Annotated in this window: 15 protein-coding genes; 4 read left to right on the forward strand and 11 right to left on the reverse strand. The window is 72.2% G+C overall.

Features of this window, described 5'->3' with window-relative positions; all coding sequences use genetic code 11:
* The first annotated feature begins 7 nt into the window (after positions 1-7).
* A complete protein-coding gene (locus tag ACTWNK_RS18235) occupies positions 8-3,106 on the forward strand; it encodes a non-ribosomal peptide synthetase (RefSeq protein ID WP_474305236.1) in 3,099 nt (1,032 codons plus the stop codon).
* A 57-nt stretch (positions 3,107-3,163) separates the two neighbouring features.
* Here ACTWNK_RS18235 and ACTWNK_RS18240 read toward each other — a convergent pair whose 3' ends face one another.
* From ACTWNK_RS18240 to ACTWNK_RS18250, 3 genes are all read right to left on the reverse strand, one after another.
* The gene (locus ACTWNK_RS18240) at positions 3,164-3,541 is read right to left on the reverse strand and encodes a hypothetical protein (protein WP_474305238.1); all 378 of its coding nucleotides are present in this window, start codon (positions 3,539-3,541) and stop codon (positions 3,164-3,166) included.
* A gap of 126 nt (positions 3,542-3,667) precedes the next feature.
* Positions 3,668-4,864 (reverse strand): FAD-dependent monooxygenase, encoded by a 1,197-nt coding sequence (locus ACTWNK_RS18245; protein WP_474305240.1) that lies wholly within the window; start codon positions 4,862-4,864, stop codon positions 3,668-3,670.
* 81 nt (positions 4,865-4,945) lie between these two features.
* Positions 4,946-6,355, reverse strand: coding sequence for an aminotransferase-like domain-containing protein (locus tag ACTWNK_RS18250; RefSeq protein WP_474305242.1), 1,410 nt, complete (start codon positions 6,353-6,355; stop codon positions 4,946-4,948).
* On the opposite strand from ACTWNK_RS18250, the gene ACTWNK_RS18255 reads away from it, so the two are divergent.
* From ACTWNK_RS18255 to ACTWNK_RS18265, 3 genes are all read left to right on the forward strand, one after another.
* The gene (locus tag ACTWNK_RS18255; protein WP_474305244.1) at positions 6,354-7,595 is read left to right on the forward strand and encodes an aminotransferase class V-fold PLP-dependent enzyme; all 1,242 of its coding nucleotides are present in this window, start codon (positions 6,354-6,356) and stop codon (positions 7,593-7,595) included. The two genes, ACTWNK_RS18250 and ACTWNK_RS18255, sit on opposite strands and share 2 nt — an antisense overlap.
* 183 nt (positions 7,596-7,778) lie before the next feature.
* Positions 7,779-9,431, forward strand: coding sequence for an alkaline phosphatase D family protein (locus tag ACTWNK_RS18260; protein WP_474305245.1), 1,653 nt, complete (start codon positions 7,779-7,781; stop codon positions 9,429-9,431).
* Positions 9,432-9,525: 94 nt separating this feature from the next.
* Positions 9,526-10,011 (forward strand): PLAT/LH2 domain-containing protein, encoded by a 486-nt coding sequence (locus ACTWNK_RS18265; RefSeq protein WP_474305247.1) that lies wholly within the window; start codon positions 9,526-9,528, stop codon positions 10,009-10,011.
* A gap of 56 nt (positions 10,012-10,067) precedes the next feature.
* Here the strand turns inward: ACTWNK_RS18265 and ACTWNK_RS18270 are convergent, their stop codons facing one another.
* The 8 genes from ACTWNK_RS18270 to ACTWNK_RS18305 all read right to left on the reverse strand — a co-directional run bounded on the left by ACTWNK_RS18270 (position 10,068) and on the right by ACTWNK_RS18305 (position 15,818).
* Positions 10,068-10,793: a DNA alkylation repair protein gene (locus ACTWNK_RS18270; protein WP_474305249.1), complete on the reverse strand. Its 726-nt coding sequence runs from the start codon at positions 10,791-10,793 to the stop codon at positions 10,068-10,070.
* A 4-nt stretch (positions 10,794-10,797) separates the two neighbouring features.
* Complete coding sequence (locus ACTWNK_RS18275) at positions 10,798-11,211, reverse strand: VOC family protein (RefSeq protein ID WP_474305251.1); 414 nt, start codon at positions 11,209-11,211, stop codon at positions 10,798-10,800.
* On the reverse strand, positions 11,208-11,717 hold the full coding sequence (locus ACTWNK_RS18280) for an SRPBCC family protein (RefSeq protein ID WP_474305253.1): 510 nt from the start codon (positions 11,715-11,717) through the stop codon (positions 11,208-11,210). Before ACTWNK_RS18280 ends, ACTWNK_RS18275 begins: the two co-directional genes overlap by 4 nt.
* Positions 11,714-12,061 (reverse strand): ArsR/SmtB family transcription factor, encoded by a 348-nt coding sequence (locus tag ACTWNK_RS18285; protein ID WP_474305255.1) that lies wholly within the window; start codon positions 12,059-12,061, stop codon positions 11,714-11,716. Before ACTWNK_RS18285 ends, ACTWNK_RS18280 begins: the two co-directional genes overlap by 4 nt.
* A 130-nt stretch (positions 12,062-12,191) precedes the next feature.
* Complete coding sequence (locus ACTWNK_RS18290; RefSeq protein WP_474310939.1) at positions 12,192-13,265, reverse strand: glycoside hydrolase family 19 protein; 1,074 nt, start codon at positions 13,263-13,265, stop codon at positions 12,192-12,194.
* Positions 13,266-13,484: 219 nt separating this feature from the next.
* The gene (locus ACTWNK_RS18295) at positions 13,485-14,636 is read right to left on the reverse strand and encodes a Dyp-type peroxidase (protein WP_474305257.1); all 1,152 of its coding nucleotides are present in this window, start codon (positions 14,634-14,636) and stop codon (positions 13,485-13,487) included.
* 1 nt (position 14,637) lies between these two features.
* The gene (locus ACTWNK_RS18300) at positions 14,638-15,168 is read right to left on the reverse strand and encodes a copper chaperone PCu(A)C (RefSeq protein ID WP_474305259.1); all 531 of its coding nucleotides are present in this window, start codon (positions 15,166-15,168) and stop codon (positions 14,638-14,640) included.
* An 86-nt stretch (positions 15,169-15,254) separates the two neighbouring features.
* On the reverse strand, positions 15,255-15,818 hold the full coding sequence (locus ACTWNK_RS18305) for an MFS transporter (RefSeq protein ID WP_474305261.1): 564 nt from the start codon (positions 15,816-15,818) through the stop codon (positions 15,255-15,257).
* Position 15,819 lies beyond the last annotated feature (1 nt).

Genomic DNA, 15,819 nt, shown 5'->3' on the forward strand with positions numbered 1-15,819 from the left:
CCACCCCGTGATCGAGGATGTCTTCCCCGCCTCCTACGCCCAGGAACGCATCTGGTTCCTCACCGAGCTGCAGCCGGGCCTGCCGCTGTACAACATCGCCGGGATCTGGGCGCTCGATCGGATCGAGAACCCCGGCCCCGACCTGCTCGCGCGGGCGCTGCGCCTGGTGGTGGCGCGCCACGAGCCGCTGCGTACCCGTTTCGAGCTGCGCGGCGACGAGGTCGTCCAGGTGATCGCCGCCGAGGTGCCCGTCGTGGTCGAGCACGACGACCTGTCCGGGCTGGATCCGGCCGGGCGCGAGGCCGAGCTGGCCAGGCTGATGAAGGCCGACGCCGCCGCGCCGTTCCCGCTCGGCACGGCGCCGCTGTGGCGGGCCAGGCTGGTCCGGCTGGGCGAGGGCGAGTGGCGGATGATCTACGTCGTCCATCACACGGTGTTCGACGCCTGGTCGGCCGACATCTTCGGCTCCGAACTCGCCGACGCCTGCGCGGCGCTGGCCGGGGGCGGGCTGCCCGCCTTCGACGAGCTGCCCGTGCAGTACGCCGACTACGCCGTGTGGCAGCGCCAGCGGCTCGGCGACGGCACGCTGGACGCCGACGTCGCCTACTGGCGCGAGCGCATGGCGGGAAGTGTGCCGCTGGAGCTGCCCGCCGACCGGCCGCGCCCGGCCGAGCTGTCCTACGCCGGGGCACACCACGAGTTCGGCGTGCCGAAGGAGCTGGCGCGGCGGGTGGCCGAGCTCGCGGCCAAGGCGGGGGCGACGCCGTACATGGTGCTGCTGGCCGCGTTCGCCGCGCTGCTGGCCAGGTGGAGCGGGCGCACCGACGTGGTGATCGGCACGCCGGTCGCCGGGCGCGACCTGCCCGACCTGAACCCGCTCGTCGGCATGTTCGTCAACACCCTGCCGCTGCGCGCCGACCTGGGCGGCGACCCGTCGTTCGGCGAGGTGCTGGAGCGGGTTCGCCGGACGGTGCTGGAGGCGCTGGACCACCAGGAGGTGCCGTTCGCCCGGCTGGTGGAGGAGCTGCGCCCGCCGCGCGACCCGGCCCGCACGCCGCTCTACCAGGTCGCCTTCAACCTGCTGCCCGTCGACGGCAGGGGACAGTACGGCACCGGCACCGCCAAGACCGACCTCACCCTGGAGGTGCAGAACCCGCAGGGCGAGATGAGCGCCTGGATCGAGTACAGCACCGACCTGTTCGACGCCGCCACGATCGCCGCGTTCGGCGACGGCTTCCTGGCCGTGCTCGACGCCGCGACCGCCGACCCGGCCCTGCCGCTGTCCGGGCTGCCGCTGCTGGCCGAGGCCGAGCGCGAGCGGGTCATCGCCTCCTGGCACGGGCCGCGCACGCCCTACCCGGCGCGTGCGCTGCACGACCTGATCGCCGAACGGGCCAAGCTGACGCCCGACGCGCCCGCCGTCCTGGCCGAAGGCGTCGAGCTGAGCTACGCCGGGCTGCTGGAGCGTGCCGTGCCGCTGGCGTCGGTGCTGCGTGCGCGCGGGGTCGGGCGGGAGTCGCCGGTCGCGGTGTGCCTGCCGCCCGGCGCCGATCTGGTGGTCTCGCTGCTGGCGGTGCTGCTGGCGGGCGGGTGTTACGTGCCCCTCGATCCGCGGTATCCGGCGGGGCGGCTGGCGTTCATGCTGGAGGACTCGGGCGCGGTGCTCGCACTGACCGCCGCCTCGACCGCCGAGCTGGTCGAAGGCGTGCCGGTGCTGCGCGTCGACCGGCCGCTGCCGCAGGCGCCCCAGGAGCCGCTGCCCGCCGTCGGGATCGACGACCTGGCCTATCTCATCTACACCTCGGGCTCGACCGGCGTGCCCAAGGGTGTGATGGTGGCGCACCGGGGCGTGGTGAACCTGGTGCACGGCCTCGGCTTCGAGGCGGGCGAGCGCATGCTGCTGCTCACGCCGCTCTCGTTCGACATCGCCGCCCTTGAGCTGTTCGGCCCGCTGCTCGCGGGTGGCTGCGTGGTCGTGGCGCCGCCGTACGGGACGGGCGGGCTGGGTGAGCTGGTCGCCTCGGCGAACGTGACGACCGTGCAGGCGCCGCCTTCGGTGCTGGAGGAGATCGCGGGGGAGCTGCCGGTCGGCCTGCCCCGGGTGTTCAGCGGGGGCGAGCCGCTCGCGGCCAGGCTGGCGGCACGCGTGCACGAGGTGACGGGCGAGCTGCACAACATGTACGGCCCGACCGAGACGACGATCTGGTCGCTGACGCACCGCGTGCCCGCCGGGTCGCGGACGATCTCGATCGGCTCGCCGGTGGCCAACACCACGGCCTACGTGCTGTCGGAGACGATGGAGCCGGTGCCGCCCGGCGTGGTGGGCGAGCTCTACCTCGGCGGCGACGGCCTGGCACGCGGCTACCACCGCAGGCCGGGCGGCACGGCCGACCGCTTCCCGCCGGACCCGTTCGGGCCGCGCGGCGCCCGCCTCTACCGCACGGGCGACCTGGTCAGGCGCTCGCCCGACGGCACCATCGAGTTCGTCGGCCGCGACGACGGCCAGGTCAAGCTGCGCGGGGTACGCATCGAGCTCGGCGAGGTCGAGGCCGCACTCTCGGCGCATCCCGGCGTGGGCAGGGTGGTCGCGGCCGTCAGGGACGACGCGCCGGGCGGCCGGGCCCTGGTGGCGTATGTCGAACGCGGCGCCCCGGTGGCCGAGCTGGGCGCCTTCCTGCGCGAACGGCTGCCGCCCACCATGACGCCGAGCCTGTACGTGGCGGTCGACGACTTCCCCAGGCTGCCGAACGGCAAGCTGGACCGGGCCGCGCTGCCCGCCCCGCACGCCGACGCCGTACCCGGGGCCGGGAGCCTGGCCGAGCCCGAGACGGCCGCGCAGGAGCTGGTGCACGAGATCTGGGCCGAGGTGCTGCGCCGGGGCGGGTTCGGCGTCGACGAGGACTTCTTCGACCTGGGCGGGCACTCGATGCTCGGCACCAAGGTGGTGGCGCGGATCTGCTCGGAGGTGGGGATCGAGCTGCCGCTCAACACCCTGTTCACGACCAGGACCGTGCGCGGGCTGGCCGAGGCCGTGGAGGCGAGGCTGGCCGCCGAGATCGACGAGCTCACCGACGAGGAGGCGGCGGCGGCACTGGTGGAGGGCTGAGACGCGGGAGGGGGCGGCGACCGGAACGCCGGTCGCCGCCCCCGGAGGCATGGCTGATCAGTAGCCGGTGCCGTAGGAGCCGTAGCTGCCGGTGCCGTAGCCGCCGGTGCCCGTACCCGTGCCTGTGCCCGTTCCGGTGCCGGTGCCGGTGCCGGTGCCCGAGCCAGGGGTGACGACGGGCACGGGGACGGGCAGAGGCTTGGGCGTCAGGCCGCCGAGGCCGCCGGTCAGGCCGCCGAGGCCGCCGGTGAACAGCCCGGCCAGGGCCTTGATCTTCTCGATCTTGATCCCGCAGATCTCGTCGATGATCGTGCCGGTCGGGATGAGGCACTGCTGGGTGATCTCGATGTCCTTTTGCGTCTCGGCGTTGGCGACGGCCGAACCCATGACGATCGTGCCGGCGCAGGCCGAGACGAGCAGAAGACGACGGAGCATTTCTCAGCTCTCCTATGTGCTGCAGCGCATCAGATGCGCTTGGTAGTCATGCTCTAACGGGCTGTATATTTCCATCCGTTTTGTGGCTATTCGCAGAGATAGGCAACCTTTTGACCTGCGAATGGTTCAGCGCACCGGGGCCTCCCAGTCCACGTGGTGGCGTTGCTCGGGGCCGAGCGCGCGTTCGGGGGACAGGAAGGTCCTCCTCGCCAGCGGCATCATCAGCCGCATCATCGAGATCGCGAACGGGCCCAGCGCCTTGCTGGAGTTCGTCCTCGCGGCCCTGGCCGCCACCCGTTCGACCCTGGGCCTGCGCATCGCCTCGTAGGCGGCGAAGGCGCTCGCGGCGCCCGGCAGGTCGCGCAGGCACCTGGCCAGCTGCACCGCGCTCTCGGCGGCCAGCGACGCGCCCTGGCCCGAACTCGGCGACGGCGCGTGCACACTGTCGCCGACGAGCACCATACGGCCGCGGTGCCAGTGCGGGACGCTCGGCATGATCTCGACCGAGCCGAGGGGGACGAGGTCGGCCGCCTCGGTGTGGCGCAGCAGGTCGCGGCAGGCCGGGTCGTCGGCGAAGACGCCGCGCAGCAGGGTCAGCCAGGTCGCGTTGGAGGTCAGCCTGGCCTGCGCGCCCGTCGTCGGCGTCGGGTGCGGGAGGTTGGCGAACCAGGCCGTGTTCCCGTCCGGCTGCACCCAGTAGCCGAGGAAGGCGCGCCTGCCGAAGACGAAGCACGCCGTGTCGGGGCCGGGCGAAGGCGCGGTGTGGCGGGCCAGGCCGCCGAAGTTGAGCAGCGGCACGTGCCTCGGGCCCGGCGCGGCCGGGTCGATCAGCGTCCGTACGGTGGAGCGTATGCCGTCGGCGCCGACGAGGATGTCGGCCCGCGCGCTCGTGCCGTCGGCGAACCTGGCGAGGATGCCGTCGTCGTGCTCCTCGACGACGGTCAGCCGCCTGCCGTACGTGATGGGCACGCCCGCGGTCTCGGCGGCGCGGTGGACGGCGGTGTAGAGGTCGGAGCGCCACATCGCCTGGCCGGGCGGCAGGCCGGGCAGTGCGGCGAAGCCGCCCACGCGTCGGCCCGAGCCGTCGGTGACGAGGGTGGCGGACATGGGCTGGCCGACGGCACGCACCGCCTGCTCGGCGCCGACCGCCCGCAGGGCGTCCAGGCCGTTGGGCGCGAGCGTGAGGGTGCCGCCGATGCCGTCGGCGGCCCCGGCGTAGGCCTCGTACACGCTGGCCTCGACACCGGCGCGGCGCAGGGCCATGGCGGTCACCGGGCCCGCGATGCCGCCGCCGATCACCAGCGCCGATGTGATCGTCGTCATCGTGCCTCCCTGAAATCAAATAGTCGATGCTGACTATTCATAGTCGACTATTTGGCTTCGGAGGCACAGGTGTGACGCGGATCACACCTCGAATCGCGCCGCGACCCGGCCGAGACGACGGGCGCCCTCGGCCAGTTCCGTCAGGTCGGCCGAGGCGGCGAAGCCCACCCGCAGGTAGGCGCCCTGCGCCTCGGCGGGGAAGTAGCGCCCGCCCGCGTTGACCGCGACGCCCTCGGCATGCGCCGCCCGCGTCACGTCGCTCTCGCGCAGGGCGGCGGGCAGCTCCACCCACAGATGCAGCCCGCCGAGCGGCAGGCCGCTCACCCGCCAGCCGGGCGTCTCGCGGGCCAGCGCCGAGACGAGCACCGAGCACCGCTCCCGCAGCGCGGCGGCCAGCGCGCGCAGATGGCGCTCCCACGCGGGCGTGCTGAGCAGGTCGACCGCGGCCTCCTGCAGCGGCCTGGCCACGAAGAAGTCGTCGACGAAACGCATCCCCCGCAGCCTGCGCATGACCGGTCCCCTCGCCACCAGGGCGCCGATGCGCAGGCTCGGCGAGGCGGGCTTGGTCAGCGAGGTCAGATGGATCACCGTGCCGTCGCGGTCGCCGGAGATCAGCGGGCGCGGCACGACTGCGCCGTGCCCCAGGTGCCTGGCGAAGTCGTCCTCGAACAGGAACGCCCCGGCGGCCCGTGCCACCTCCACGACCTGGGCCCGCCTGGCGGGGGAGAGCACGACGCCGGTCGGGTTGTGGAAGGTCGGCTGGCAGTACACCAGTCGCGAGCCGGTCGCGGCGAAGGCGTCGGCGAGCAGGTCGGGCCGTACGCCCTCCTCGTCCATCGGCACGGGGACCGGCCGCAGCCCGGCGGCCCTGGCGGCGGCGAGCGCGCCCGGATAGGTGGGCGACTCCATGAGCACCGGGCTGCCGGGCGCGGCCACAGCCCTGAACACCATCGACAGCGCGCCCTGCCCGCCGCCCGTGATCAGCACGTCCTCCGGGGTGAGGCCGCCGCCCGCCTGCCTGGCGAACAGCGCGCGCAGCGGCGCGAGCCCGGCCGTCGGCGCACGACGCCAGGCGTCCGGCCGCCTGGCCGCCCTGGCCAGCGCGGCGCCGAGCGCCCTGACCGGCTGCAATGACTCGTGCGGATATCCGCCCGCCATGGCGATCTGCCCCTCCATCGGCAGCTCGGACGCCGCCATGGCCCCGGCCGCGTCGAAGTCGCGCCCGGCCAGCGCCACCGCCTGCCACGAGGTGTCGGGCCCGGCCCCCGCCCCGCCGCCCGGCCTGGCCGCCACGAACGTGCCGCTGCCCGGCCGGGTGACGACGACTCCCTCGGCGCTGAGCAGCGCGATGGCACGCGAGACCGTGCCGGGGCCGACGTGGTAGCGCTGGGTCAGCTCCCTGCTGCTCGGCAGCCGATCGCCGGGCGAGAGCGCGGCGAGCAGTCCCCGCAGGGTGGAGGCCAAGGCGGCAGAAGTGCTACTGTCTGACATGAGAGATCACAGTAGCACTACCAACACCAGCTCCGTATCGCTACTGGACGTCGAGGCGCTGCGGGCCGACACGCCGGGGTGCGAGCAGGTCGTGCACCTCAACAACGCCGGATGCGGCCTGCTGGCGGCGCCCGTACTGGCCGCGATGGTCGACCACCTGCGGCTGGAGGCGTCGATCGGCGGCTACGAGGCGTCGGCGGCCAGGGCGGAGCAGGTGAGCCACTTCTACGACGAGGTCGCCGCCCTGCTCAACTGCGCCCCGGGCAACATCGCCTTCGCGTCGAGCGCCACGGCCGCCTACTCCGCCGCGCTGTCGTCGATCCCGTTCGAGCCGGACGACGTCATCCTCACCACCCGCAACGACTTCATCTCCAACCAGATCGCCTTCCTGTCGCTGCGCAAGCGCTTCGGCGTGCGCGTCGTGCACGCGCCCGACCTGCCGGAGGGTGGCGTCGACGTGGCGATGATGGCCGCGCTCATGCGCGTGCACCGGCCGCGACTGGTCGCCGCCACCCACATCCCCACCAACTCCGGCCTGGTCCAGCCGGTCGCCGAGATCGGCGCGCACTGCCGCGAACTCGGCCTGCTGTACCTCGTCGACGCCTGCCAGTCCGTCGGGCAGTACCCGATCGACGTGGCCGAGATCGGCTGCGACCTGCTCACCGCCACCTGCCGCAAGTTCCTGCGCGGCCCGAGGGGCTCGGGCTTCCTCTACGTCTCCGACCGGGTGCTGCGGGAGGGGTACGAGCCGCTGTTCATCGACATGCACGGCTCGCGCTGGGTGCACGAGCAGCGCTACGAGCCCGCCGCCACGGCCGTGCGCTTCGAGGAGTGGGAGCACCCGTACGCCACCGTGCTCGGCTGCGCCGCCGCCGTCGCCTATGCCAGGCGGGTCGGCCTCGACGCCATCGCCGCGCGCACACCCGTGCTGGCCGCACGGCTGCGCGAGGGGCTGGCCGGGATCGACGGGGTGCGCGTGCTGGACCATGGGGCCGAGCTGGGAGCGCTGGTCACCTTCGGCGTCGAGGGCTGGTCACCGCAGCCGTTCAAGGCCGCCATGGACGAACGCGGGATCAACTCGGCGCTCAGCTTCCGGGAGTTCGCCCAGTACGACTTCGGCGACAAGGACGTCGACTGGTGCCTGCGCCTGTCACCGCACTACTACAACACCGATCGCGAGATCGAGACCGCGACCACCGCCGTCGCCGACCTCGCCCGCCTGGGGCGTGGCACCGGGTGAGGGAGTCCGGGCTTTCCTGCCGGTGGAAAGCCACGCTCACGGCACTCGCCCGGCTGACGAGGTCAGGCCTGTCCCGTCGGTGACAAGCCATCTTCACGACACCGTCGAAGACCGGTGCGGCGGCTTGGCACGGCACTGCCGACCTGGGTTGATCGCTTTCATGATCATCTCTGGGAGGCGCGCATGAGCGGGATCGAACTCGGCCGAAGGGGCTTTCTGCAGGGCGTCGGCGTGGGAGTGGGCGTCACGGCGCTGACGCCGTGGCTGGCGGCGGCCGACGGGCATCCCTTCGGGCACGGGGTCGCGTCGGGCGATCCCCTGCCCGACGGCGTGATCCTCTGGACCAGGGTGACCCCGTCGGCCGATGCCGTACCCGGGAGCGGCAAGGGGGCGGCGGTGACGGTCACCTGCGAGGTGGCGGCCGACGCGGCCTTCACCCGGGACGTCGTGCGCGTCGACGTCGTCACCGGCCCCGAGCGCGACCACACGGTCAAGGTGGACATGCGCGGCCTGCGGCCGGGCCGGCTCTACCACTACCGCTTCCGCTGCCAGGGCAGGCTCTCGCCGGTCGGCACGACCAGGACGGCCCCGGCGCCGGACGCGGGCGTCGAGCGGTTGCGGCTGGCGCTGGTGGCCTGCGCCAACTACGAGGCCGGATTCTTCTCCGTCTACCGGCACATCCTGGACTCGGCGGGCGACATCGACCTGGTGCTCGCCCTGGGCGACTACATCTACGAGTACGGCACCGACGACTGGGGCTCCAGCGGGCCGTTGCGCGGCTACCAGTGGTCGGGCAAGGTCGCCCGCAGGCAGCGCCCGGAGCACCAGGTGCGCACGCTGCGCGACTACCGGATCAGGCACGGCGTCTACAAGTCCGACCCCGACCTGCAGCGCCTGCACGCCGCCGTGCCCTGGGCCTGCGTCATCGACGACCACGACCTGGCCGACAACGCCTGGTCGGGCGGCTCGGACGAGACCACACCCGAGGACTGGCCGGCCAGGAAACGCGCGGCGATGCGCGCCTACCACGAGTGGATGCCGGTGCGCGAGGACGGGACCGGCCGCCTCTACCGCACCCTGAGGTACGGCAGGCTGGCCGAGATCCCGCTGCTCGACCTGCGTTCCTACCGCGACCAGCAGGTCCCGCCCATGGGCAAGGGCCAGGGCGGCGCCGACGACGGGAACAGGACGCTGCTCGGCCGCGACCAGATGGCCTGGCTGCGCCGCACGCTGCAGGAGTCGGACGCCACCTGGAAGCTGATCGGCAACTCGGTCCTGATCTCGCCGATCCAGGTCCCGCAGGGCGGGGTGGCGGGCGCCGTGGCCAAGCTGCTGTCCGGCGTGGGCCTGTCGGGCGACTACCCGCCGGGCAGCATGCCGTTCAGCGACCAGTGGGACGGCTACCGGGCGGACCGGCGCAGGCTGCTCGACCACGTGTGGGACAACGAGATCGACAATGTCGTCTTCCTTACCGGCGACGTGCACTTCTCCTGGGCGGCGGACGTGCCGCTCACCCATTCCACCTACGACTACGCGCAGAGCGTGGCGACCGAGTTCGTCGTCACCTCGGTCACCTCGCCGACCATGCGCGACAGCGTCACGGGCGGCTGGCTGTACCTGGGCACGGCGGTCAGGGCGCTGCTGGCGCACAACCCGCACGCCAAGTACATGGAGCCCGCCGACAACGGCTTCGGCGTGCTGGAGGTGACGCCTGGGCGGGCCGACCACACGTGGCGCTACATCTACGACAGGGAGGATCCGGCGAGCCCGCTCGTGCCGGGCAAGACGCACACGATGAGCGTCGAGGCGGGCGCGAACCGGCTCACGACAACCTGACAAAAGTCACACTACGTATTCAATGCCTCACCCTATGGGTAGATAGGGCGAAGCCGTACATTCCTATGCGGTTTTCTCACGTCAGAGAGATTCCATGAAACGTCATATTCGACGCGGCCTCGCCGCGCTCAGCATCGCCGCCGTCGCCCTGCCCGGTCTCGCGGCAGCCGCCGTGGCGGCCGACGACCCCGCGCCCACCCTGGGCTACACGATCAGGGTCGTCACCGGCACCTCGTCCGGTGCGGGCACCGACGCCAGCATCTTCGTCAAGCTGTTCGGCACCAAGGGCCAGACGCGTGAGTACCTTCTGGACCGCGACGGCGTCAACGACTTCGAGAACGGCTCCTCCACCGAGTACGACCTGGAGGACGCGCCCGACATCGGCGACCTGGTCAAGGTCAGGGTCCGCAGCGACGGCGGCGGGGCTGGATCGGCGTGGGAGCTGGCCAGCTTCCAGGTCGACGACTGGCGCACGGTGGCGGTCAACGACATGAGCGGGACCTGCGACTGCTGGGTCTACGCCGAGAGCCGCGAGTTCTACAAGGAGCTCCCGGCGCCCAGCCCGGAGGTCACGCCGTAGCGCTTCGGCCGTGACCCGGTTCCCGGCCGCCGCGCGTGGCGGCCGGGAACCTCCTCTCAGCGTGCGGCGGCCTTCTTCCTGCCCAGGTAGTCGGCGCGCTGCTCCGGCGGCAGGTGCTCGATGGCGTAGCGCAGGGTCGTCCTCGGCATGGTGGCCGCGTGCTCGTCGAGGAAGGCCAGCAGCCGCTGCCTGTCCTGCCTGCCGCACTCGCGCAGCACCCAGCCCGCCGCCTTGTGGATCAGGTCGTGGGAGTCGCCCAGCAGCAGCTCGGCTATCGCGAACGCGTCGTCGAGCTCGCCCTGCCTGGTGAAGTAGAGCGTCGCGACGGCCGCCGTGCGCCGCTCCCACGTGACCTCGGAGCGGGCGAGCGTGTAGAGCACCTCGCGCGAGCCCCCGAACGCGTGCAGGTAGCCGCCCACCACCCGGGGCGCGGCCAGGTCGACCAGGTCCCAGTTGTCGATCCGGTCGTGGCGGCGCAGATACAGCTCGAACAGCTCCCTCCTGCGCTCGGGCGTCGTACGCGCGCGCTTGGCCTGCTGGTTCATCACACTCAGCGCACCCACCCGCACCTCGTGCACCGGGTCGTCGAGCAGGGCCTCCAGCTCGGCGGGCGGCAGGTCGACGAACTCCTTGGCCAGCTCGAACACCTGACCCATCCGCACGCCGATGAAGACGTCGCCCTCGCTCTCCTTGAAGTAGCGCCGCTGCTTGACCCGCTCCTCCGGCGTGGCGAGCGCGGTCAGCCTGCCGGTGAAGGCCGAGGCGCTGAGTTCGCCGGGCACGCCGTCAGCCGCGCGAGGAGATCTGCTGTACGGCCCAGCCGTTGCCGTCGGGGTCCGAGAAGAAGAGGAACCCGACATTGTCCAGCTCTTCGCCCTCGACCGCGGGCCTGAAGCCGGTCGGCCCGGCCACCTGCACCTCGCCCACCTCGACGCCGCGCTCGACGAGCTGGGCGTGCGCCTTGTGGATGTCGGCGACCACCAGCTGCAGGCCCTTCAACGAGCCCGGCGCCATGTCGGACAGGCCCTTGCCCACGACGATCGAGCAGCCGGAGCCCGGCGGGGTCAGCTGGATGACGGTGACGTTCTCGCTGGGACGGGTGTCGTGGTCGACGGTGAAGCCGAGCTGCTCGGCGTAGAAGGCCTTGGCCCGGTCGGGGTCGGTGACCGGCACGACGACCACTTCGAGGGTCCAGTTCATGATGTGTTCCTGTCGTGAGAAGTAGAGTCGATCATGGATGCCAGCACGCCTGCCAGGCGGTCGTAGCTCTCGCCGGTGCCGCGTTCCATCGGCGACCTGAGCACCAGGTCGCGTATCTCCTTGGCGGCGTAGCGCACGGTGCTGGTCAGTGTGGTCCTGCCGTCGCGCTCGTCGAACGTGGTGGTGACCAGGGAGTCGCCCGGGTACCACTGCTCGTCGAAGGTCTCGGTGCTGACCAGCAGGCCGGGCGGGTCGATCTCGCGATAGACGCCGCTCATGCCCATCTCCAGGCCGCCGGGGCCGCGTGCGACGAAACGCCACGCGCCGCCCACCCGCAGGTCGACCTCGCAGACCACCAGGTTCCAGCCTCGGGCGCCGTGCCATCGCCGCAGCAGCTCGGGCCGGGTCCACGCGGCGAAGACGAGGTCGCGCGGCGCGTCGAACTCCCGCCTGAGCACCAGTTCGGTGTCGCTCGGCGCGCTGACCCGAAGGGAATCGGCACTCATGTGGGCTCTTCCTGCTCCTGTGCGGCCTTGAGTTCGCTCAGCAGGGCGTCGAGCCGCTGAAAGCTCTCCTCCCAGAACTCGCGGTAGTCGGCGAGCCAGTCGACGGCCGCCTTGAGCGGGGCGGCCTCCAGCCGGCACGGCCTGCGCTGCGCCTGACGGCCGCGCGAGACCAGTCCGGCCCGCTCCAGCACCTTGAGGTGCTTGGAGATCGCGGGCTGACTCATGGCGAACGGCGCGGCCAACTCGGTCACGCTCGCCTCGCCCGCCGCCAGCCTGGCGAGGATCGCCCGCCTGGTGGGATCGGCCAGCGCCGCGAACGTGGCGTCGAGCCGCTCGGAATCCATGACTTCATAACCAGCTAGTTTCATAACTAGATGGTTTTCTACACGCCGCCGGGGCCTCGCGTCAACCGGAACGCGAAAAACCCCCGCCGCGCGACCGTGCGGACGCGCGAGCGGGGGCTTTCGCCTGAGGTCAGCAGCTCAGATTGGGTCCGGTGGCCACGCCCAGGATCTGGGTGAAGCGGGTGTAGGCGTTGATCCGGCTCTGGACCTGGGCCGGGTTCCTGCCGCCGCATTCGAGGGCGCCGTTGATGCTCCTGATCGTCTCGCCGAAGCCGTTGCCGTTGACCATCGCGTTGTGCGGGGTCATGGTGCCGGGGCCGTTCTGCGTCATCCAGTACCAGATGCCGGTCTTCCAGGCCACCGAGGCGTCGTTCTGCACGAGGTTGGGGTTGGTCAGCAGCGGGAGGCCGAGCGCGTCGCCCGCGGCCTTGTAGTTGAAGTTCCAGCTGAGCTGGATCGGGCCGCGGCCGTAGTAGGCGGCCTGGCCTGCCGGACAGCCGTAGGACTGGCTGGCGTCACAGTAGTGCGGGTAGTTCGCGGTGTTCTGCTCGACGATGTGGACCAGACCGCCGGTCTCGTGGTTGACGTTGGCGAGGAAGGCCGCGGCCTCCTGCCTGCGTACCGTGTCGGTGCCCGTCTTGGCGAAGGCCGGGTAGGCGCTGAGGGCCGCGACCAGGCCGTTGTAGGTGTAGAAGGAGTTGCGGCTCGGGAACATCTGGTTGAACTGCGCCTCGGTCACCACGAAACCGGAGGGCGAGGTGGTGGTCGGCGTGGGCGTCGGGGTCGGCGTCGGCTCTCCCGGGCGGCAGATGTAGGGGTCCCAGTACCAGGTGCTGATCGTCGGGTCGTAGCCCGGGTTGTCGTGCTCGGCGATGTAGTAGCTGCCGTTGGTGTACCTGACGATGGCGCCGGTGGCGTAGAAGGTGCCCGCCGTCCAGATCGTGTACGTGCAGGTGCCCGGCGTCGTGGGGGTGACGGTCGGCGTCGGTGTGGGCGTGGGGGTCGGCGTGGGGCCGCCGGTGCAGGCGCCCTGGGTGGCCCAGACGCCCGCCACGCCCGGCGTCTCGTTCTGCGTCCACCACTTGGCACGCCAGTTGCTGCCGTTGTGGGAGGCGATCATCCCGCCGGTGTAGACGGCCGTCGGGCTCCAGGGCGTGGCGCAGACGGCGGCGGATGCGGGTGACATGGGAAGGACGACGAACATGACGGCCGCAGCCGCCAGGGCGGCCAGGACCGCCGTGATGCGATACCTCGACACTGATGCGCTCCCGGGGGGTGACGGGCCGCGGGGCGCGGCCCGGACTGGAGTCTGTGTCAACTTTCTTATAGGAAAGTTTCTTAAGAGTTAGGCAGAGGGTAACGCCGGTCAAGGCCGCCTGCAAGGCCCGAAAATCCTCGTCCGAACCTCGCAGGCGGCCCGAAACTACCCCAGCAGCGTCTCGCCGACCCACCCTCCGCCGGCGCATCCCGGTGGCACCGCGAACACCGCCGACCCGATCGGCGTCGTCCACTCGTTGAGCAGATCGGCCTCGGCCAGCGCCCGCTGCACAGGGGTGAACTGCCGCTCCACACTGGCCTGGTAGGAGGCGAAGACCAGTCCCGAGTCCGCCTTGCCGGAGGCCGTCACGCCCTCGTCGTAGTTGTAGACCCTGCGGAAGATCCGCAGGCCCGGGTCGGCGACGTGCGCCCGCCTGATGTGGGCGTACTCAGCGATCACCGGGAAGCCGATCCGGTTCAGCCGGGTGTAGTCGGCGGGGTCGTGCTCGCTCGTGCCGGTCAGCGGGGCTCCGCTGTCGAGCCTGCGGCCCACCGTGAACTCCTTGGCCACCCGGTCGGCCGCGTCCCAGGTCTCCAGCTCGGCCCTGATCCGGCGCAGCACCAGCGTGGTGCCGCCGCGCATCGGGCCTTCGCCGATCCACACCGCCCGGTCGAAGTCGGGGGTGCCCGGCCTGGGGTTCACGGTGCCGTCGAGCTGGCCCATGACGTTGCGCTGGGTCTGGCCCGACGGCTGGGTCGCACTGCGGAAGCCGCGCTGGGTCCAGCGTACGGTGGCGAAGGATCGGGTGTCCTTGACCAGCATGCGCAGGGCGTGCGCCAGGGTGAGGGCGTCCTCGCAGCAGATCTGCGCCAGCAGGTCGCCGTCGCTCCACTGCGGCCGCAGCCGGTCGATCTCGAACGCCGGCAGCCTTGCCGGGGCGCCCGTGATCTTCGCCGCCCTGAACAGGCCCGGCCCGAACCCGAACGTCACCGTCAGCCTCGCGGGCGCCGCGGCGAGCTCGGGCTCGGTGTCGGCCAGGGCGGGACGCCCCTGGGTCAGCCTGCGGGCGTCGTCGGTGAGCACGCGCATCAGCCTGCCCAGCGCCTCCCGCCCCACGTCGGGACGCAGATCGAAGGCGACGAACACCGCATGGGCCTGCGGCGCGGTCGCGATCCCCGCCTGGTGCGTGCCGTGGAAGGCCTCGACGGCCTGCCCGGCGGGCGCCGACGCCCCGGCGGGCAGCGCGCCTGCCAGCAGGGCGCCTCCCGAAGCGAGCAGGCCCCTGCGGCTCAGGCGGCCGGTTCGTGAGGGCGGCATGTCAGCTGTGCCCGCCGCTCGTGGCGGGGTCGTAGCTCTCGTTGCCCCCGGCGAAGTCCTTGCCCACGGCGGTGAACTCCATCGTGGAGCCGTCCTTCAGCCGCAGGGTGAACCGCACCTCGGCGCCGGGCAGCACCGGCTCGCGCACGTCGAGCAGCATGATGTGGTCGCCGCCCGGCTTGAGCTCGAGCGTGCCGCCCGCCGGGATCACGAAGCCGCCCTCCTTCCGGCGCATCACCATCTTCCCGGCGTCGTCCACGACCTCGTGCAGCTCGGCGCGAGGGGCGGCCGGAGTGCCGGCCGACAGCACGGTGAGGTCGGCGCCGGTGGAGTTGACCAGCGTGCCGAAGGCGGCGCTCATGCCGCCTCCTCCCTTGATCGTCTTGACCCAGGGGTCGGTGATGCTCAGCGCGGGCCCCCGCGAGGCGGGCGAGGAGACGGCGGGCGGAGCGGTCGCGGCGGGCGCGGCCCCGCACGCGGTCAGCGCCGCCGCCGAGACGAGCGCGGCACAGAGAACACGACGAACGTGCATGGGTGTTTTCCTCTACTTCCCGGGATTGCCCCGAAAGCCAGTCCGGACGAAGGCACGGCTACCGCCCGCCATCGCTCACGACGGCGTCAGGCGGCGGGAAGAAGAGGCGGCCCCCGCCCGCACACCACATGCCGCAACACCGCCGACCGCAACACCACAGGCCGCGCGAACCCCGACCCCGGCCCCCGTACGGCAGGCACCAGCAGTGCGGTCAACCGGCGCACCAGCACCGCGCCGAGCCGCCGCAGCAGCCCCCACAGCACGGCCTCGCCCCTGGCCAGCCACCACCCGGTCAGCACCACGGCCCACCCATGGGCCACCAGCATGCCGATCCCGGGCACCAGCCCTCCGGCATGCGGATGCCCGACCGGCAGCGGCCCCTCGCCCGCGGCGCCCGCCACGGAGAACCACACGTGCAGGACCGCCTGCGTGGCGCCGAGCACCGCGAGCACCGTCGCGGGCGAGCGCTCACGCCCCGCGAACGCCGTCGCCGCCCCACCGGCGAGCACCAGCGCGCCCGCCGTCGCCCCGGGTGCGAGCGATCCGCCGCCCAGCAGATGGGCGAGCACGCCGAGCCCGGCCGCCACGACCGCGAAGGCGGCGGCGCGCAGGAGGCGGAAGGCGAAGGAGGCGACCATGACGCCGGTCATC

This window comes from Nonomuraea sp. IBHARD001 (assembly GCF_056106265.1).